At 70.5% G+C, this 17490-nt stretch carries 18 protein-coding genes; 10 read left to right on the forward strand and 8 right to left on the reverse strand.

Annotated features, from left to right (window positions below; translation table 11 throughout):
• Nucleotides 1–148: 148 nt before the first annotated feature.
• From C1703_RS16070 to C1703_RS16085, 4 genes are all read left to right on the forward strand, one after another.
• Nucleotides 149–745 (forward strand): 50S ribosomal protein L25/general stress protein Ctc, encoded by a 597-nt coding sequence (locus tag C1703_RS16070; protein WP_114253461.1) that lies wholly within the window; start codon nt 149–151, stop codon nt 743–745.
• Between the two features lie 69 nt (nt 746–814).
• The gene (pth, locus tag C1703_RS16075; protein ID WP_114253463.1) at nt 815–1417 is read left to right on the forward strand and encodes an aminoacyl-tRNA hydrolase; all 603 of its coding nucleotides are present in this window, start codon (nt 815–817) and stop codon (nt 1415–1417) included.
• A gap of 54 nt (nt 1418–1471) precedes the next feature.
• Nucleotides 1472–1963 carry a hypothetical protein gene (locus tag C1703_RS16080; protein WP_232840500.1) on the forward strand — a complete coding sequence of 164 codons (492 nt, stop codon included), beginning with the start codon at nt 1472–1474 and terminating at the stop codon, nt 1961–1963.
• A 182-nt stretch (nt 1964–2145) separates the two neighbouring features.
• Nucleotides 2146–2859, forward strand: coding sequence for an LPXTG cell wall anchor domain-containing protein (locus C1703_RS16085; RefSeq protein ID WP_114257444.1), 714 nt, complete (start codon nt 2146–2148; stop codon nt 2857–2859).
• 66 nt (nt 2860–2925) lie between these two features.
• Here C1703_RS16085 and ppc read toward each other — a convergent pair whose 3' ends face one another.
• The gene (gene ppc, locus C1703_RS16090; protein WP_114253467.1) at nt 2926–5658 is read right to left on the reverse strand and encodes a phosphoenolpyruvate carboxylase; all 2733 of its coding nucleotides are present in this window, start codon (nt 5656–5658) and stop codon (nt 2926–2928) included.
• A gap of 294 nt (nt 5659–5952) precedes the next feature.
• On the opposite strand from ppc, the gene C1703_RS16095 reads away from it, so the two are divergent.
• Both C1703_RS16095 and C1703_RS16100 read left to right on the forward strand, forming a co-directional pair.
• Entirely contained in the window at nt 5953–6972 is a 1020-nt protein-coding gene (locus C1703_RS16095) for a fatty acid desaturase (RefSeq protein WP_114253469.1), read from the forward strand.
• Nucleotides 6969–7646: a TetR/AcrR family transcriptional regulator gene (locus C1703_RS16100; protein ID WP_114253471.1), complete on the forward strand. Its 678-nt coding sequence runs from the start codon at nt 6969–6971 to the stop codon at nt 7644–7646. The genes C1703_RS16095 and C1703_RS16100 overlap by 4 nt, the downstream gene beginning before the upstream one ends.
• Here the strand turns inward: C1703_RS16100 and C1703_RS16105 are convergent.
• Nucleotides 7643–8002: a VOC family protein gene (locus C1703_RS16105; protein WP_114253473.1), complete on the reverse strand. Its 360-nt coding sequence runs from the start codon at nt 8000–8002 to the stop codon at nt 7643–7645. The two genes, C1703_RS16100 and C1703_RS16105, sit on opposite strands and share 4 nt — an antisense overlap.
• A complete protein-coding gene (locus C1703_RS16110) occupies nt 8002–8820 on the reverse strand; it encodes a trans-aconitate 2-methyltransferase (protein WP_114253475.1) in 819 nt (272 codons plus the stop codon). Before C1703_RS16110 ends, C1703_RS16105 begins: the two co-directional genes overlap by 1 nt.
• A 143-nt stretch (nt 8821–8963) precedes the next feature.
• Here C1703_RS16110 and tamR point away from each other — a divergent pair, with 143 nt between their 5' ends.
• Nucleotides 8964–9461, forward strand: coding sequence for a MarR family transcriptional regulator TamR (gene tamR / locus C1703_RS16115; protein WP_114257445.1), 498 nt, complete (start codon nt 8964–8966; stop codon nt 9459–9461).
• Here tamR and C1703_RS16120 read toward each other — a convergent pair.
• Nucleotides 9420–10187, reverse strand: a complete 768-nt coding sequence (locus C1703_RS16120; RefSeq protein WP_033312082.1) for a response regulator transcription factor — start codon at nt 10185–10187, stop codon at nt 9420–9422. The genes tamR and C1703_RS16120 overlap by 42 nt on opposite strands.
• A gap of 305 nt (nt 10188–10492) precedes the next feature.
• Here C1703_RS16120 and C1703_RS16125 point away from each other — a divergent pair, with 305 nt between their 5' ends.
• Nucleotides 10493–10957: a GNAT family N-acetyltransferase gene (locus tag C1703_RS16125; protein WP_198678185.1), complete on the forward strand. Its 465-nt coding sequence runs from the start codon at nt 10493–10495 to the stop codon at nt 10955–10957.
• Nucleotides 10958–11083: 126 nt separating this feature from the next.
• Here the strand turns inward: C1703_RS16125 and galK are convergent, their stop codons facing one another.
• From galK to galT, 3 genes are read right to left on the reverse strand one after another with little or no spacing between them, the layout of a single operon-like run.
• Nucleotides 11084–12247, reverse strand: a complete 1164-nt coding sequence (galK, locus tag C1703_RS16130; protein ID WP_114253479.1) for a galactokinase — start codon at nt 12245–12247, stop codon at nt 11084–11086.
• A 27-nt stretch (nt 12248–12274) separates the two neighbouring features.
• Nucleotides 12275–13237: a UDP-glucose 4-epimerase GalE gene (gene galE, locus C1703_RS16135; protein WP_114253481.1), complete on the reverse strand. Its 963-nt coding sequence runs from the start codon at nt 13235–13237 to the stop codon at nt 12275–12277.
• Nucleotides 13234–14295, reverse strand: a complete 1062-nt coding sequence (gene galT / locus C1703_RS16140) for a galactose-1-phosphate uridylyltransferase (protein WP_114257446.1) — start codon at nt 14293–14295, stop codon at nt 13234–13236. The genes galE and galT overlap by 4 nt, the downstream gene beginning before the upstream one ends.
• A gap of 164 nt (nt 14296–14459) precedes the next feature.
• Between galT and C1703_RS16145 the strand changes: the two genes are divergently transcribed.
• Together C1703_RS16145 and C1703_RS16150 are read left to right on the forward strand one after the other, a co-directional pair.
• Entirely contained in the window at nt 14460–16139 is a 1680-nt protein-coding gene (locus C1703_RS16145; RefSeq protein WP_114253483.1) for a sodium:solute symporter family protein, read from the forward strand.
• A gap of 20 nt (nt 16140–16159) precedes the next feature.
• The gene (locus tag C1703_RS16150) at nt 16160–16477 is read left to right on the forward strand and encodes a hypothetical protein (RefSeq protein WP_114253485.1); all 318 of its coding nucleotides are present in this window, start codon (nt 16160–16162) and stop codon (nt 16475–16477) included.
• Between the two features lie 260 nt (nt 16478–16737).
• Here C1703_RS16150 and C1703_RS16155 read toward each other — a convergent pair whose 3' ends face one another.
• Nucleotides 16738–17424: a response regulator transcription factor gene (locus C1703_RS16155; RefSeq protein ID WP_114253487.1), complete on the reverse strand. Its 687-nt coding sequence runs from the start codon at nt 17422–17424 to the stop codon at nt 16738–16740.
• Nucleotides 17425–17490 lie beyond the last annotated feature (66 nt).

The raw sequence follows: 17490 nt of genomic DNA on the forward strand, positions 1-17490 counted from the left end.
CCGCTCCGAGTAGACTGCTGAAGTTGCTCGGCGAGGGAGGCCGTTCCCGTTGTTTCGCGGGATGCGGTGGTCCGTTATCGACGCGCTCTTCGTAGCAGGCCGTTCGTGGCCGGGTGACCACGTCCGTTTCTGATTTCGAGGAGTGAATATGTCCGAGGTGAAGATCTCCGCCGAGACGCGCACCGAGTTCGGCAAGGGTGCCGCGCGCCGTATCCGTCGTGAGGACAAGGTTCCCGGCGTGCTGTACGGGCACGGTTCGGACCCGCTGCACCTGACCCTGCCGGGTCACGCGCTGCTGCTGGCGCTGCGTACGCCGAACGTGCTGATCTCGCTGGACATCGACGGCAAGACGAACGAGCTGGCGATTCCGAAGTCCGTGCAGCGTGACCCGCTGAAGGGTTTCCTGGAGCACGTGGACCTGCTGCTGGTGAAGCGGGGCGAGCAGGTCAACGTCGACATCTACGTGCACACCGAGGGTGAGCTGGCTCCGGGCGGCAACCTGCTGGAGCACGTGCTGAACGCGCTTCCGGTCGTGGCCGAGGCCACGCACATTCCGGAGTCCGTGACCGTCTCCATCGAGGGTCTGTCGGCCGGTGACTCCGTCCTCGCCAAGGACATCCCGCTGCCGAAGGGCACGACGCTGGCCGTCGAGGAGGACACCGTCGTCCTGCAGGTCCTGGCCGCGCAGGCCGAGGAGGCCCCGGAGGGCGAGGAGGGCGCTGAGGAAGAGGCCGCCGAGGCCTGATCCTCTTCGTCGTCGTTTCGTCGGCCGCTGTTCCCGTGCGGGGCAGCGGCCGACGCGTATGAAGGAGACATGGACGTGACGACCGATGCGGCGGCTCCCTGGCTGATCGTGGGGCTGGGCAATCCGGGGCCGGAGTACGCCGGGAACCGGCACAACGTGGGCTTCATGGTGGCCGATCTGCTGGCGGAGCGGGTCGGGGGACGCTTCAAGCGGGCCGGCAAGGCGCAGGCGCAGGTGGTCGAGGGGCGGATCGGGCCGCCGGGGCCGGGGAGCCGGCGGGTGGTGCTCGCGAAGCCGATGTCGTACATGAATCTGTCCGGGGGTCCGGTGAACGCGTTGCGGGACTTCTACAAGGTGCCGGTGGGGCATGTGGTGGCGGTTCATGACGAGTTGGACATCGATTACGGGACGTTGCGGCTGAAGCTGGGTGGCGGGGACAACGGGCACAACGGTCTGAAGTCGATGACGAAGGCGTTCGGGTCGGACTATCACCGGGTGCGGTTCGGGATCGGGCGGCCGCCGGGGCGGATGCCGGTGGCGGATTTCGTGCTGAAGGACTTCTCGTCGGTGGAGCGCAAGGAGCTGGACTACTTCGTGGACCGGGCGGCGGACGCGGTGGAGTGTCTGGTGATCGAGGGGCTGGAGCGGGCGCAAAGCACGTACAACTCCTGACTTGTCGCCCGGTGAGGTTGACGGGTCGTTCAGGCATGGCCAATGATCCCGGCCATGCCTGCCACTGCCACCTCTTCCCGTCAGGCCTCGGTCGCCGTGCTGCGGTTCGGGCGGTTCGCGGCGATGGCCGCGGTCGCGGTGCTGATCCTGATCGCGGGTGTGTGGGCGTCGTGGGGTACGGCGCAGCACGTGATGCTGACGAAGGGCCGGGAGCGGGGCACGGTCGAGGTGAGGCGGTGCGGGGCGGAGACGTGTTCGGGCCGGTATACGCCGTTGTCGGAGGGTTCGCTGCCGCGGGCGCGGGTCGAGCTGGAGAAGTCGGTCGCGGTGGAGCAGGGCCGGACCTACACGGTGGTCATGAAGCCGAACAGTGATGACGCGGTGCGTTCGGGGCCGGCGGGTGTCCTGTACGCGTGGATTCCGTTGGGTGGTGCGCTGTTGCTGGCGTCGGTGGTGGTGGCGGGTGGGCTGCTGCGGACGCGGGCGGCGTGGGTGCTGGCGTTGTCGGGTGTGGCGTTGCTGACGGCCGCTTTCGTGACGGTCTGAGGCGTGGTGTGGCGTTGCTGCCGGCCGTTTTCGTGACCGTCTGAGGGGTTCCGGCGTTCTCCAGGTCTGTGGAGAGGCCGAGCGTTGTGCGTTCGTGATTGACGTGCTGTCGGGTGAGGCTGGAAGCTGAGCCGCCCCCTCCACATCTTCCCGGTCCCTTCTCGAAGATGGACGACTTCTCGATGCGAACTCTCCTGCGCGGCGGCGCTGTCTGCGCCGCCGCTTCCGCGGTCCTCGTTCTCGCTCCTGGCGCGTACGCGTCGCCTCCCGGTGACAACGGCACGGTCAAGATCCATGACGCGACGACGGGCGAGGAGCTGCGCCGCAACGAGCCGCACGTGTGCACGTTCTATCTGGACGCGTTCGGTTTCGACGGCGGTCAGCGGGTCGACTGGCACATCGACGCGATCCCGCCGAGTGAGAACAAGGGGGAGACGGTGAAGTCCGGCGCGTTGACGCTGGACGGCCAGGGCCATGGCCGCTCGGCGGACCTGTCGCTGCCCGACGGGCACTACAAGCTGTACTGGAACTTCGAGGGCGAGAAGGGTTCCGCGAAGCACAAGGTGTTCTGGACGGACTGTGCGGACGAGGAGGAGCCCGGCGGTTCGGCGCCGTCCGGTTCGGCTTCGGCGTCGCCGTCGTCCGGGGTGTCCGAGGAGCCGTCCGGGGAGCCGGGCGGGGAGCCGGGTGGGGAGCCGGGCGCGTCGGCGTCCCCGGGTTCGGCGGCTGGTGGTGCGCCGGCGTCCTCGTCGCCGTCGGCACAGACGGAGGGCTCCGGTGATCTCGCCGAGACGGGCAGTGGGGCGCCGGTGGGTGCGCTGTCGGGTGTGGCGGCGGTGCTGCTCGCGGCCGGCGGGTTCCTGGTGTTCCGGCGCCGGAGTGCGCGGCGCGGCTGAGGTGTGAACGGACCGTGCCCCCGAGCCTGTGCGGGCTCGGGGGCACGGTCGTGTCGGGGGTGTGGTTCAGCCGGTGTTGCGCAGGCCGGCCGCCACGCCGTTGACGGTGAGGAGCAGGGCGCGGGCGAGGAGCGGGTCGGGCTGTTCGCCGGCGGCCGCGGCGTCGCGCTGCCGCTTGAGGAGGGCGACCTGGAGGTAGGAGATGGGGTCGAGGTAGGCGTCGCGGATGGTGAAGGTCTGCTTGAGGACGGGCTGGGCGTCCAGCAGTTCCTGCTCGCCGGTGACGCGCAGGACTTCGGCGACGGTGAGTTCGTGTTCGGCCTTGATGGTGTCGAAGACGTGCTTGAGCTCGTCGGGGACGAGGGTGTCGACGTAGTGCTGGGCGATCCGCAGGTCGGTCTTGGCGAGGGTCATCTCGACGTTGGAGATGAAGTTGCGGAAGAAGTGCCACTGCTCGTGCATCTCGTCGAGGACGGTGTCGAGGCCGGCCTCGCGCAGTGCCTTGAGGCCGGAGCCGACGCCGAACCAGCCGGGGACGATCTGCCGGGACTGGGTCCAGCCGAACACCCACGGGATGGCGCGCAGGCCGTCGAGCGAGACGCCGGAGCCGGGGCGGCGGGAGGGCCGGGAGCCCAGGTGCAGGTCGGCGAGCTGGTCCACCGGCGTCGACGCGAGGAAGTACGTCGGCAGGTCGGGGTCCTCGACGAGGCGGCGGTAGGCGGCGTGGGCGGCGTCGGAGACGACGTCCATGGCGGCGTCCCAGCGGGCGAGGGCCTCGGTGGACTGGCGGGGCGCGGTGTGCAGGGCGGACGCCTGGAGGGTGGCGGCGACCGTCAGTTCCAGGTTCTCGCGGGCCAGGGACGGGATGAGGTACTTGTCGGAGATGACCTCGCCCTGTTCGGTGACCTTGATCTCGCCTTCGAGGGTGCCCCAGGGCTGGGCGAGGATGGCGTCGTGGGTGGGGCCGCCGCCGCGGCCGACGGTGCCGCCGCGGCCGTGGAAGAGGCGCAGGCGGACGCCGTAGCGGTGGGCGACGTCGCGCAGGCGGCGCTGGGCGCGGTGGATCTCCCACTGGCTGGTGGTGATGCCGCCGAACTTGGAGGAGTCGGAGTAGCCGAGCATGACCTCCTGTACGTCGCCCCGGAGCGCGACGAGGCGCCGGTAGGACGGGTCGGAGAGCATGTCCTCGAGGATGGTGTCGGCGGCCTTGAGCTCGTCGGTGGTCTCCAGCAGCGGGACGATGCCGATCTTGGCCCAGCCGGCGTGGAGGTCGATCAGTCCGGCCTCGCGGGCGAGGACGGCGGCGGCGAAGACGTCGTCGGCGCCCTGGCACATGGAGATGATGTAGGACTCGATGACCTCGGGTCCGAAGACCTCCAGGGCACGCTTGACGGTCTGGAAGACGCCGAGGGTCTTCTCGCCGGGCGCGTCGACGGGTGCCGGGGTGGGGGCGAGGGGGCGCCGGGAGCGGAGTTCCTTGGCGAGGAGCTTGGCGCGGTACTCGCGGGGCATGTCGGCGTAGCGCCAGGATTCCTCGCCGAGCCGGTCGAAGAGCTGGCCGAGGGCATGGTGGTGGGCGTCGGCGTGTTCGCGGACGTCCATGGTGGCGAGCTGGAGGCCGAAGGCGGCGAGGGTGCGGATGGTGCGGGCGAGGCGGCCGTCGGCGAAGAGGCCGCCGCGGTGCTCGCGCAGTGAGGTCTGGATGAGCCGCAGGTCGTCGAGGAGCTGGCTGGTGCCGAGGTAGTCGCGGCCGGGCTCGTGCGGGGTGCCCTTGGCGAGGCGCTGCTTGGTGTTCTCCAGCTTCTGCCGGATGCAGGTGGCCTTGAGCCGGTAGGGCTCCTCGGCGTTGAGGCGCTTGTAGCGGGGGCTGATCTCGGGGAGGTTGTCCAGGTCGGCGTGGAGGGAGCTCAGCAGTTCCTCGGTGGCGCCGGCGTAGCGGATGGAGTTGGACAGGAAGCCGCGCAGCTCGTCGATGGTCTCCAGGGCGTCGTTGATGCCGTGCTCGTGCTGGAGGATGAGGACGTCCCAGGTCACCTGGGGGGTGACGTTGGGGTTGCCGTCGCGGTCGCCGCCGATCCAGGTGCCGAAGGTGAGGGGGCGGGTGTCGTCGGGGAGCTTGACGCCGGCCCGTTCGAGTTCGGCGGTGAGGTCCTCCAGGACGTCGCCGACGGCGCCGGCGTGCAGTTCGTCCAGGTAGTAGATGGCGTTGCGGGCCTCGTCGGCGGGCTCGGGGCGGACGACGCGGAGTTCGTCGGTCTGCCAGACGAGGTCGATGTTCTCGGCCAGGCGGGTGTCGAGGCGGCGGCGGTCGGACTCGAGGACCGGGGTCTCCAGGAGTGCGGCGATGCGCCGGAGCTTGTTCAGGACCGACCGGCGGGCGGCCTCGGTGGGGTGGGCCGTGAAGACGGGGCGGACGTTGAGGTTGCGGACCGTCTCGCGCAGGTGTTCGGGGTCGGCGTCCTTGAGGCGGTCGGCCGTCCGGGCGAGGAGTCCGCCCTCGGCGGCGCGGCGGGCGCGCAGCTCGCGGCCGCGGTGGACCTGCTCGGTGACATTGGCGAGGTGGAAGTAGGTGGAGAAGGCGCGGACCAGCTTGGCCGCGGTGTCGAGTTCGGTGCCGCGCAGCAGCTCGGCGGCGGCCTCGCCGTCCTCTCGGGTGAGGCGGCGGACCTTCTCGACGAGTTCCAGCAGCTCGGGGCCCTCCTGCCGGACGAGGGTCTCTCCGAGGAGGTCGCCCAGGCGGCGGATGTCGGCACGCAGCTCACTGCTCGTCGTCGTGGTCTGGTCGTCGGCACTGCTCACAGGTGCGGCTCCTTGCAGTGTTGAAGCTCGTCTGGGAGGGAACCCGGACGGCGTCTCGCGCGGCGGGCGCCGCTTACGGGGCCGGACGTCCGGGAAGAAATCAGAGCGGACCGCGCTGTCCGACCGACTCAAGGATAGGTGTCGGCCGGGACGCGCAGGCTGTCGGGCTCTTGCCGCGAAGCGACGCACTGCCATACTTACGATGCCGTAGGTTACGGAACCGTAGGAAGCACTGCACGGATTCCCGTGGCCCGGCGACTCCTTCTCCGTTCACATACCCCCCAGGGGACGCGTATGACCAGTAGTTCCGACGTGATCGAGGACGCCCCGAAGGCGCCCGGTCAGGCCACCGACGCCGCAGCGGCCTCCGCGACGCTGGGCGGCGAGCAGAAGCGCTCCATCGAGCAGATCGCCCTCCTCCTCTTCATCACCGTCCCGTTCCTCGCGCTGCTGGCGGCCGTGCCGCTGGCGTGGGGCTGGGGCGTGAGCTGGCTGGACCTCGGCCTGCTGGTGTTCTTCTACTACCTGGGGTGCCACGGCATCACGATCGGTTTCCACCGGCACTTCACGCACGGCTCCTTCAAGGCGAAGCGGCCGCTGAAGATCGCGCTGGCGATCGCGGGGTCGATGGCGGTGGAGGGTCCGCTGGTGCGCTGGGTGGCGGACCACCGCAAGCACCACAAGTTCTCCGACGCGGAGGGCGACCCGCATTCGCCGTGGCGGTTCGGCGAGACGCTCCCGGCGCTGATGAAGGGCCTGTGGTGGGCCCACATCGGATGGATGTTCGACGAGGAGCAGACGCCGCAGGAGAAGTACGCCCCGGACCTGGTCAAGGACAAGACGCTCCGCACCATCTCCCGCCAGTTCGTCCTGTGGACGGTGGTGTCGCTGGCGCTGCCGCCGCTGATCGGCGGTCTGGTCACGATGTCCTGGTGGGGCGCGTTCACGGCGTTCTTCTGGGGTTCGCTCGTCCGGGTGGCCCTGCTGCACCACGTGACCTGGTCGATCAACTCGATCTGCCACGCGGTCGGCAAGCGCCCCTTCAAGTCGCGTGACCGTTCGGGCAACGTGTGGTGGCTGGCGGTCCTGTCCTGCGGCGAGTCGTGGCACAACCTGCACCACGCCGACCCGACGTCCGCGCGGCACGGTGTGATGCGCGGCCAGCTGGACTCCTCCGCCCGGCTGATCCGCTGGTTCGAGATGCTCGGCTGGGCGTACGACGTGCGCTGGCCGTCACGCTCGCGTATCGATTCGCGCCGTAACACCGGGGAAGGCGGCTCCCCGCGCGGGAAGGAGCCCGTCGAGGCGGCATGATGGTCGCTGTGGCGACCGACTCGAGCAGCACCCCCAGCAATGACAAGCCGCGGCGAGTGCGTCGCACCCGGATGACCGGTGCCGAGCGCCGCCAGCAGCTGCTGGAGATCGGTCGCACGCTCTTCGCGGCGAAGGGTTTCGAGGGCACGTCGGTGGAGGAGATCGCGGCGAAGGCCGGGGTCTCCAAGCCGGTGGTGTACGAGCACTTCGGCGGCAAGGAAGGGCTGTACGCGGTGGTCGTGGACCGCGAGATGCGGCGCCTGCTGGAGATGGTCACCAGTTCGCTCACGGCCGGTCACCCCCGCGAACTGTGCGAACAGGCGGCCTTCGCCCTGCTGGACTACATCGAGGAGTACACGGACGGTTTCCGCATCCTGGTCCGTGACTCGCCCATCCCCCAGTCGACGGGGTCCTTCGCCTCCCTCATCTCGGACATCGCCACCCAGGTGGAGGACATCCTGGGCCGCGAGTTCAAGAGCCGCGGCTTCGACCCCAAGCTGGCCCCGCTGTACGCCCAGGCCCTGGTCGGCATGGTCGCCCTGACCGGCCAGTGGTGGCTGGACGTGCGCAAGCCGAAGAAGGCCGAGGTGGCCGCGCACCTGGTGAACCTGGCGTGGCACGGCCTGGACGGCCTGGAGGCCAAGCCCCATCTGATAGGGCGGCGCAAGGCCTAGAGAGGTTCGAGGAACTCAAGGCGGTTGCCCACCGGGTCCCGCGAGTAGAACCGTTTATGACCCGGCAGGGCGGAGTCCCAGGTGACGGGCGCGCCGTGGGCCGCCAGCCGGGCGGCGTACGCGTCGATGCCCGTCACCCGCAGCCCCGGGTGGGCCTTCCGCGCCGCCCGGAAGTCCTCCTCCACCCCCAGGTGCAGCCGCACCTGCCCCGCCCGGAACCAGCAGCCGCCCCGCCGGGCGGGCCCGGGCGGCTTCGGCTCCTCGGCCATGCCGAGGACATCGACGTAGTAGGCCCGCAGCCGCTCCTCGCTCCCGGGCGGGGCGGCGAGCTGGACATGGTCCACGGCGGTGATCATCAGCCCTCCCTGCGCGCCACGGCGAACACCCGGCGGAACGGGAACGGCGTGCCGTGCGGGCCGGCCGGATAGGCCGCGCGCAGGGCCGCCCGGTACTCGGCGAGGAAGTCCTCCCGCGCCTCGGGGTCGTCGGCGAGGGCGGTCAGCACGGGCCGCAGGCCGGTCCCCCGCACCCAGTCGAGCACCGGGTCCTCGCCCTGGAGGAGGTGGATGTACGTCGTCTCCCACGCGTCGGTCGTGCAGCCGAGGCTCGTGAGGTGCTCCAGGTAGGCCTCGGGGGTGAGGACGGCGTCGGCGTGGCGCAGGGTGCCGGCGAGCCGGCCGCGCCAGCGCGGTGAGCCGGCGAGTTCGCGCATGAGCCGGTGGCTGGGGGCGTCGAAGTTCCCGGGCACCTGGAAGGCGAAGGTGCCGCCCGGTTTCAGCCCGGCCACCCAGTCGCCGAACCGCTCGACGTGCCCCGGCACCCACTGGAGGGTGGCGTTGCTGAGGATCAGGTCGTAGGGCTCCTCGGGCGTCCAGGTGCGGGCGTCGGCGTGGGCGAAGTCCAGGTGCCCCCCGCCCGGGGTGGGGCCCTCGTGCTCGGCGTGGGCCCGGTCGAGCATCTCGGGCGAGTTGTCGTAGCCGGTGATCCGGGCGGTGGGCCAGCGCTCGGCGAGCAGCGTGGTGACGTTGCCGGGGCCGCAGCCGAGGTCGGCCACGCGGGGCGGCTCGTCGGGCAGGCCGGGGACGCGGGCGAGGAGGTCGACGAAGGGCCGGGCGCGATGGCCGGCGTGGCGCAGGTACTGGGCGGGGTCCCAGGTGGGGGCGGCTGCGGGCATGGGTCCTCCTGGTGTCCTTCGGGGTGCCCGTACGACGGCGCGCACGGACGGACGCACACTCAGCGTGACGCCCGATATATCTCGATGTCAAGATAATGGACGTCAAGAGACTCTACGTCGACACAACCACTACACTGATCGTCATGGAGGACGAGGTCGACCGGCTGGTCGCAGCATGGCGCCGCGAGCGCCCGGACCTCGACGTGGAACCGCTCGAGGTGCTCAGCCGCGTCAGCAGACTGGCCCGGCATCTGGACCGGGCCCGCCGGCTGGCCTTCTCGGAGCACGGCCTGGAGCCGTGGGAATTCGACGTCCTGACGGCCCTGCGCCGCGCGGGCACGCCGTATCAGCTCTCGCCCGGACAGCTCCTCACCCAGACCCTGGTCACGTCGGGCACGATGACGAACCGCATCGACCGCCTGGCCAAGAAGGGCCTGGTGGAACGCCTCCCCGACCCCAGTGACCGCCGGGGCGTCCTGGTCCGACTGACGGACGAGGGCCGCGACCGCGCGGACCAGGCCCTGGCCGGTCTGCTCGACCAGGAGCGCGCGATCCTCGCGGAGCTGTCCCGCGCCCAGCGCAGCGAACTGGCGGCGCTGCTACGCCAGCTGACCGCCCCGTTCGACAACATCCCCGGCTAGGTCGACGGGCCCGACCCCGGCCCGCCGGGCCAGGGCGACGGCGGCGAGGGTCGAGTGGACACCGAGCTTGCCCAGGACGTTCTGCATATGCGTCCGCACGGTGTGCGGTGACAGATACAGGCGTTCGGCGACGGCCTTGCGCCCCAGCCCCGCCACCATGCACCGCAGCACTTCCCGCTCACGCGGAGTGAGGGACTCCACGAGCCGCTCGCTCTCGGTGCGGTGCTTGCGGGCGGCGGTCAGCTCCCGCAGGACGCCGGTAAGCAGGGCGGGCGGCAGATGGGTCTCCTCCCGCAGCACGCCCCGGATGACGGTGAGCAGCCGGGACAGCGAGCAGTCCTTGGCGACCCAGCCGGAGGCCCCGGCCTGCAGCGCGAGCGCCGCCCGCCGCGGGTCGTCCTTCTCGGCGAGCACGACGATCCGTACGTTCGGCTGCGCGGACCGCACGCCCGTGACGAGGGAGATCCCGTCGACGAGCCCGTCCTCGTTGCCCTCCTGCACGGGGACGGCCGGCCGGGCGCCCGGCACCTTGCCGCCCAGATCGGCGTCCACGAGCAGCACGTCGAACCGGCGCCCCTCGGCGACCGCCCGCTCCAGGCTGCGCAGCGCGGCGGGGCCGCTGCCGGCCGCGGAGACGTCGACATCAGGCTCGGCGGCCAGGGCCGCGGCGAGTGACTCGGCGAAGATGCGATGGTCGTCGACGACCAGGACTCGGATGCGAACCACGTAACCCCCTTCCCCAGGCTCCTGAAGAGCAGGGGATACCCCATCGTCGGAAGACGACACCGCGCGGGTACGACGCCGGAGTGTCAGAGCCGCTGCGGTTGTCCGTCCGTCCTCGCCGCAGTCCGGCCGGGGCGCCGCAGCCGCACGGCCGCCGCCGTGCAGAAACCGCTACCCCCACCCCGGGCGTCGGTACCCGGCTGTCTCGCCCCCTGATCGGCACCGGCCCCCACCGGTGCTGTTCATCAGGGTACGGGCGGGGGCCCGGAGCGGAAGGTTATTTGCAGAACTGACTGTCCGACGCGTTTATGGTGTGCCGCATGTTCCGTCTTGAGACAGAAGTCGACAAGGCCCGACGTGATCTGCTCCGCACACGCCTGCGGGACGCGAATACAGCCGCCTCCCCGATCCTGCGCGCCCTGCGCGGAACCCCGGACGAACGGGACGTCCCGTTGCACGTGTGGGCTGTGAACGACACGGACGACGACCTGGCCGGCGGACTGGTCGGTTACACCTGGGCGACCTGGCTGCACGTCACGTACCTGTGGGTGGACGAACGCCACCGGGGCCGGGGCCTGGGAGCCCGCCTGCTCGCGGAGGCGGAACACCTCGCCACCACCCGGCGCGCCTGCCGCGCGGCCCGCCTGGAGACCTGGGACTTCCAGGCCCCGCGCTTCTACGAGAAGCAGGGGTACGAGGTGGTGTGCGCGGTGCCGGACTATCCGCCGGGGATCACGGAGTACCTGCTGGTGAAGAAGCTGAGCCCGAGCTGACGCCGCCGTGTGGAGTGCGGTACCTACGCCCTCGAGGCGACTCTCACCTGGCAGGTCGCCTGGGAAGGCGCGGGAGGGGAGCGGCGGCCTCGTCGGAGGGAGGGCGCCGCTCTCGTCGTGGTGGGATCAGTGGAGGCGGTGGGCGCCCGGTGACGGGACCGCCTCGAAGACGCGGGGGGTCGTGAAGTTCGCCGCGGCGAAGGCCTCCGTCACCGCCTTGGTGATGGCGTCCACGTCCGCCTCCTCGGCCAGGACGATCGCCGAGCCGCCGAAGCCGCCGCCGGTCATGCGGGCGCCCAGGGCGCCTGCGGCGAGGGCCGTGTCGACGGTCAGGTCCAGTTCGGGGCAGGAGATGCGGAAGTCGTCGCGCAGGGACGCGTGGCCCTCGACCAGGACCGGGCCGATCGCGCGCGTCTTCCCCGACTCCAGCAACGCCACCACCCGCTCCACGCGCTCGTTCTCCGTGACGATGTGGCGGACCAGGCGGCGGACCTCCTCCTCGTCGCCCAGGCGGGCCAGGGCCGCGTCCAGGTCCGCGTAGGGGACGTCCCGCAGGGCGTCGACACCCAGCAGGGCCGCGCCCTTCTCGCAGCCCGCGCGGCGCTTGCCGTACTCGCCCTCGCTGTGGGAGTGCTTGACCTGGGTGTCGACCACGAGGAGGCGCATGCCCTCCGCGGCCAGGTCGAAGGGGATCTGCTTCTGGGAGAGGTCGCGCGTGTCGAGGAACAGCGCGTGGCCGGACTCGCAGCACGCCGACGCCGTCTGGTCCATGATGCCGACCGGGGCACCGACGTAGACGTTCTCGGCGCGCTGGCACAGACGGGCCAGTTGCCAGCCCCGCAGGCCGAGGGAGAAGAGGTCGTTCAGGGCCAGTGCGACCACGACTTCCAGGGCCGCCGACGACGACAGGCCCGCGCCCGACGGGACCGTGGAGGCCAGGTGGACGTCCGCGCCCGTGACGGCGTGGCCGGCCTCGCGCAGGGCCCAGACCACGCCCGCCGGGTACGCCGTCCAGTTCTTGTCCGACTCGGGGGCGAGGTCGTCGAGGCGGAGTTCGGTGACTCCGCCCTCCACGTCCGCCGAGTGCAGGCGCAGGACGCCGTCCTCGCGACGGGACACCGCCGCCACCGCCGTGTGCGGGAGGGCGAACGGCATGACGAAGCCGTCGTTGTAGTCCGTGTGCTCGCCGATGAGGTTGACGCGGCCCGGCGCCGCCCACACGCCCTGCGGCGCGGTTCCGTACAGCTCCGCGAACCGCTCGGCGACCTTCTCGGCAACAGCCTCGCTCATGCCCTGACCCCTGACCTTCCGTACGTACTAGTTGCCGCGCCGCTGCGCGAAGTCCCACGCGTCGGCGACGATTCCCGCGAGATTCGCGCGGGACGGGTTCCAGCCCAGCTTCTCGCGGGCCGTGGCGGCCGATGCCACCAGGACCGCCGGGTCGCCGCCCCGGCGGGGAGCGACCACTTCCGGGATCGGGTGGCCGGTGACACGGCGGACCGTCTCGATGACCTCGCGGACGGAGAAGCCGTTGCCGTTGCCGAGGTTGCAGATCAGGTGCTCGCCGGGGGCCGCCGCCTTGAGGGCCAGCAGGTGGGCCTCGGCCAGGTCCGCGACGTGGATGTAGTCGCGCACGCAGGTGCCGTCCGGCGTCGGGTAGTCGTCGCCGAAGACGGAGATCGCGTCCCGGCGGCCCTGGGCGACCTGGAGGACGAGGGGGATGAGGTGGGACTCGGGGTCGTGGCGCTCGCCGTACTCGCCGTACGCCCCGGCCACGTTGAAGTAGCGCAGTGAGACCGCGCCGAGGCCGTGGGCGGCCGCCTCACCGGTGATCATGTGGTCGACGGCGAGCTTGGAGGCGCCGTAGGGGTTGGTCGGGGAGGTGGGCGCCGACTCGACGATCGGGACCTGCTCCGGCTCGCCGTACGTGGCGGCCGTCGAGGAGAAGACGAGCTTGCGGACGCCCGCCTCGCGCATCGCGGACAGCAGGGCCATCGTGCCGCCGACGTTGTTGTCCCAGTACTTCTCCGGCTTCACGACCGACTCGCCGACCTGCGAGAACGCCGCGAAGTGCAGGACGCCGTCGAAGGAGGGGTCCAGCCACTTGGCCGCGTCGCGGATGTCGCCCTCGATGAAGGCGGCACCGGCCGGGACGCCCTCGCGGAAGCCCGTGGAGAGGTTGTCGAGGACGACGACCTCGTGACCGGCCTCCAGCAGGTGCTGGGCGACCACGCTGCCGACGTAACCCGCCCCGCCCGTCACCAGGTACTTCCCGCTCATGAACTCGCTACCTCTCGCAGTCGCTCGGCCGCGCGCTCCGGCGGCACGTCGTTGATGAACACGTTCATGCCGGACTCGGAACCCGCGAGGTACTTCAGCTTGCCGGAAGTGCGGCGGATGGTGAAAAGCTCGAGGTGGAGCGCGAAGTCCTCGCGCACGACGCCGTCGAACTCCTCCAGCGCGCCGAACGGGGCCTGGTGCCAGGCCGCGATGTAGGGCGTGGGGGGCTCGTTCTCACCGAAGATCCGGTCGAAGCGCCTCAAGAGTTCCAGATAAATCTTGGGGAACTCTGTGCGCGCCTCCTCGTCCAGGCCGAGCAGGTCGGGCACACGGCGCTTGGGGTACAGGTGGACCTCGTACGGCCAGTGCGCCGCGTACGGCACGAAGGCCACCCAGTGTTCACCCTCCAGGACGACCCGCTCGTCGGCGAGTTCCCGCTCCAGGACGGCGTCGAAGAGGTTCTCCCCGCCCGTCATCTCCTTGTGGGCCGCGACCGAGCGGAGCATCAGGGCGGTGCGCGGGGTGGTGAAGGGGTAGGCGTAGATCTGCCCGTGCGGGTGCTGGAGCGTCACGCCGATCTCGGCGCCCCGGTTCTCGAAGCAGAACACCTGCTCGACGGAGGGAAGATGGGACAGCTCCGAAGTACGGTCCGTCCACGCCTCCAGCACCAGGCCTGCCTGCTCCTCGGTCAGGCCGGCGAAGGACGCGTTGTGGTCGGAGGTGAAGCAGACGACCTCGCAGCGGCCGGAGTCGCCGGCGAGCGAGGGGAAGCGGTTCTCGAAGACGACGACGTCGTACGACGAGTCCGGGATCTCGCTCAGCCGGTCGCCCTCGGAGGGGCACAGGGGGCACTCGTCGGCCGGGGGGTGGTAGGTGCGGCCCTGGCGGTGCGAGGCGATGGCGACGGAGTCGCCGAGCAGGGGGTCGCGGCGGATCTCGGACGTGGTGACGGTGCGGTCCAGCGGGCGGCGGTCGGCCGCGCCGCGCACGCTGTCGTCACGCAGGTCGTAGTAGATGAGCTCGCGACCGTCGGCCAGCCGGGTCGAGGTCTTCTTCACGCCGGACTCCTCATCCTTCAAACATAACCGAACATATCAAAACACCAGTCTCCTCAATCGTCAACATCACAATCCAACAAAGAGCATCAACAGAAGTGTTCAGTCACTGAACGCAGAGGCGTAGATTCCGCGAGGTATCGGTTCACGCACCTAAGCGAGGGCTAGTGCATACCCCCACATATCTGGCAGCCGAGCTGCGACTCCCCACGAACTGGCTCGACTACACCATCCTCGGCATCTACTTCGTCGTCGTCCTCGGCATCGGCTTCGCCGCCAGACGCTCGGTGAAGACCAGCCTCGACTTCTTCCTCTCCGGCCGTTCCCTGCCCGCCTGGGTCACCGGTCTCGCGTTCATCGCCGCCAACCTCGGCGCCACCGAGATCCTGGGCATGGCCGCCAACAGCGCGCAGTACGGCGTCTACACCACCCACTGGTACTGGATCGGCGCCATCCCCGCCATGGTCTTCCTCGGCCTGGTGATGATGCCCTTCTACTACGGCTCCAAGGTGCGCTCGGTCCCCGAGTTCCTGCTGCTGCGCTTCGACAAGGCGGCGCACCTGCTCAGCTCCGTCCTCTTCGCCTTCGCCGCGATCCTCATCGCCGGCGTCAACCTCTACGCCCTCGCCATCGTCGTCGAGGCGCTGCTGGGGTGGCCGGAGTGGGTGGCGATCGTGGTCGCCGGCTTCTTCGTGCTGGCGTACATCACGCTCGGCGGTCTGTCCTCGGCGATCTACAACGAGGTCCTGCAGTTCTTCGTGATCCTCGCCGCGCTCATCCCCATCACCGTGCTCGGCCTGAAGTCGGTCGGCGGCTGGGACGGGCTCTCCGACAAGCTCACCGCGCAGCACGGCGGCGACTTCATGACCTCCTGGGGCGGCACCGGCATCGGCAGCGACAACCCACTGGGCGCGAACTGGCTGACGATCGTCCTGGGCCTCGGCTTCGTGCTCTCCTTCGGCTACTGGACGACGAACTTCGCCGAGGTGCAGCGCGCCCTGTCCGCGAAGAACCTGTCGGCGGCCCAGCGCACCCCGCTGATCGCCGCGTTCCCGAAGATCTTCATCGTGTTCCTGGTGATGATCCCGGGCCTGGTCGCCGCCGCTCTGGTGCCGAGGATCGGTACGGCCGGCTCCGACCTGCAGTACAACGACGCGATCCCCTACCTGATGGAGCAGCTCCTGCCCAACGGCGTGCTCGGCATCGCCGTGACGGGTCTCCTGGCGGCGTTCATGGCGGGCATGGCGGCCAACGTGTCGTCGTTCAACACCGTGTTCACGACGGACATCTGGGCGAAGTACGTCGTGAAGGACCGGGAGGACGAGTACTACGTGCGCTTCGGCCGCCTGATCACCGCGATCGGCGTGCTCGCGTCCATCGGCACGGCGTTCCTGGCGTCGTCCTTCTCCAACATCATGAGCTACCTCCAGACGCTGTTCTCCTTCTTCAACGTGCCGATGTTCGTGGTCTTCATCATCGGCATGTTCTGGAAGCGGGCGTCGATGAAGTCGGGCTTCTGGGGCCTGATCGCCGGCACGACCGCGGCCATGGTCAACTACTTCGTCATCTACAAGGAGGGCCTCATCGACATCCCCTCCGACCAGGGCGCCAACTTCGTCTCCGCGATCGCGGGATTCGTCGCGGGCGCGGTCGTCATGGTGGCCGTGTCGCTCTTCACCGCGCCGAAGCCGGTGGAGGAGTTGCAGGGGCTGGTCTACGGCACGACCTCGCCCGGCATGGCGGAACCGCCGGCGCCGGGGGACGAGGCCTGGTACCGCAAGCCGGCGCTGCTGGGCTGGGGTGCGGTCGTGCTGGCCGCGGCCTGCTACATCCCGTTCTCGTTCTGACGTGTGGAGGTTGACGGAACATGTCCGAGTTCTACTCCGAGAAGGACGTGCAGCGGGAAGTCACCGAGCTGCAGGGCAAGTCGGCGACCGCCGCGCGGCTGTTCGACATCCGGCGGATCATCGGCGGGCTGTTCGTGGTGTACGGCGTGATCGTCACGATCGCGGGCTTCACGGCGTCGGATGCCGACATCGACAAGGCGGAGGGCGTCAATATCAACCTGTGGACCGGGTTGGGGATGCTCGCGCTGGGGTTGTTCTTCCTGGTGTGGCTGAAGCTGCGGCCGGTGGCGCCGGCGCCGCCGGGGGTTGAGCCGGAGGGGGACGAGCGGGTGGAGTGACCCGGCGTTGTGGACCCCCAAGCCCACCCGTGCCGCCCCTAGCGGCACGCATGCCCGCAGCTAGGGCAGCCGGGCGAGCCACGACGCGCCCGCAGCCGCCGGACCGCGCAAGGGGACGTGTCGGGGGGTGTCCGCCCGCAGCGGTTGGCGCGTCAACGCCAGTCAGTCGGTAAAAGGTCGATCGCGCCGTTCCGAGGACGGACACCCCCCGCGGGGCCCCGACCCACCACCGGCGAGAAGGCGCTACGCGCACCCGGCGATCAAGCACCCGGCTCCCGCCGCACCGGCCCCGCCCGGTCCAGCAACCCCGTGCGGGCCGCCAGGGCCGCTGCCTCCAGGCGGGAGCCGACGCCGAGTTTCATCAGGACCCGTTGGACGTGCGTGCGGGCCGTGGAGGGTGCGATGCCCATGCCCGCCGCGATCAGGCGGGTGTCCTCGCCGTCCGCGACGCGGACCAGGACCTCGACCTCCCTCGGCGTGAGCATGGACAGCAACCGCTGCCCCTCGTCGTCCGGCTGCGCCGCCGGGTTGAGCAACTCGCTGAACGCGCCCTGCAGCAGTTGCGGCGCCACCGCCGCCTCCCCCGCCCGCGCCTTCATGATCGCCCGCTCGACACCCTCTATGCGTTCGTCATGCCGGACGTACCCGGACGCCCCCGCCGCGAACGCCGCCGCGATGCCCCGCGGGCTCGGTACCGGGCCCAGCACCAGCACCGCCACCTGCGGCCGCTCCCGCTTGATCTTCACCACCGGGTCGAAGATCCCCGGCTCCGCCGGCGCGGCCGTCCCCAGCAGGCACACCTCCGGCGCCCGCGTGATCACCAGCTCCGCCGCCCCCGCCGCCGGCGCCGCCGCGGCCAGCACCCGGTGCCCCCGCAGTTTCAGCGCCGAGGCCAGCGCCTCCGCCAGCAGTCGGTGGTCGTCGACCACCATGAGCCGCACTCCCATCGAGCAACCCCCCAGTCACCCCGGTCCCCCCAAATGGAAGCCCCCCGGCTCCCCCGCCTTCATGCC

It is taken from the genome of Streptomyces sp. Go-475 (assembly GCF_003330845.1).
Classification (GTDB): Bacteria; Actinomycetota; Actinomycetes; order Streptomycetales; family Streptomycetaceae; genus Streptomyces.

Excerpts from the sequence above, each read along its gene's own strand:
- C1703_RS16085 (WP_114257444.1), top strand. The coding sequence starts at position 2,146 with ATGCGAACTCTCCTGCGCGGCGGCGCTGTCTGCGCCGCCGCTTCCGCG.
- C1703_RS16155 (WP_114253487.1), bottom strand. The coding sequence starts at position 17,424 with ATGGGAGTGCGGCTCATGGTGGTCGACGACCACCGACTGCTGGCGGAG.
- C1703_RS16070 (WP_114253461.1), top strand. The coding sequence starts at position 149 with ATGTCCGAGGTGAAGATCTCCGCCGAGACGCGCACCGAGTTCGGCAAG.
- C1703_RS16080 (WP_232840500.1), top strand. The coding sequence starts at position 1,472 with ATGCCTGCCACTGCCACCTCTTCCCGTCAGGCCTCGGTCGCCGTGCTG.
- C1703_RS16095 (WP_114253469.1), top strand. The coding sequence starts at position 5,953 with ATGACCAGTAGTTCCGACGTGATCGAGGACGCCCCGAAGGCGCCCGGT.
- pth (WP_114253463.1), top strand. The coding sequence starts at position 815 with ATGGACGTGACGACCGATGCGGCGGCTCCCTGGCTGATCGTGGGGCTG.
- galK (WP_114253479.1), bottom strand. The coding sequence starts at position 12,247 with ATGAGCGAGGCTGTTGCCGAGAAGGTCGCCGAGCGGTTCGCGGAGCTG.
- C1703_RS16125 (WP_198678185.1), top strand. The coding sequence starts at position 10,493 with ATGGTGTGCCGCATGTTCCGTCTTGAGACAGAAGTCGACAAGGCCCGA.
- C1703_RS16105 (WP_114253473.1), bottom strand. The coding sequence starts at position 8,002 with ATGATCACCGCCGTGGACCATGTCCAGCTCGCCGCCCCGCCCGGGAGC.
- C1703_RS16100 (WP_114253471.1), top strand. The coding sequence starts at position 6,969 with ATGATGGTCGCTGTGGCGACCGACTCGAGCAGCACCCCCAGCAATGAC.
- galE (WP_114253481.1), bottom strand. The coding sequence starts at position 13,237 with ATGAGCGGGAAGTACCTGGTGACGGGCGGGGCGGGTTACGTCGGCAGC.
- C1703_RS16110 (WP_114253475.1), bottom strand. The coding sequence starts at position 8,820 with ATGCCCGCAGCCGCCCCCACCTGGGACCCCGCCCAGTACCTGCGCCAC.
- C1703_RS16150 (WP_114253485.1), top strand. The coding sequence starts at position 16,160 with ATGTCCGAGTTCTACTCCGAGAAGGACGTGCAGCGGGAAGTCACCGAG.
- tamR (WP_114257445.1), top strand. The coding sequence starts at position 8,964 with ATGGAGGACGAGGTCGACCGGCTGGTCGCAGCATGGCGCCGCGAGCGC.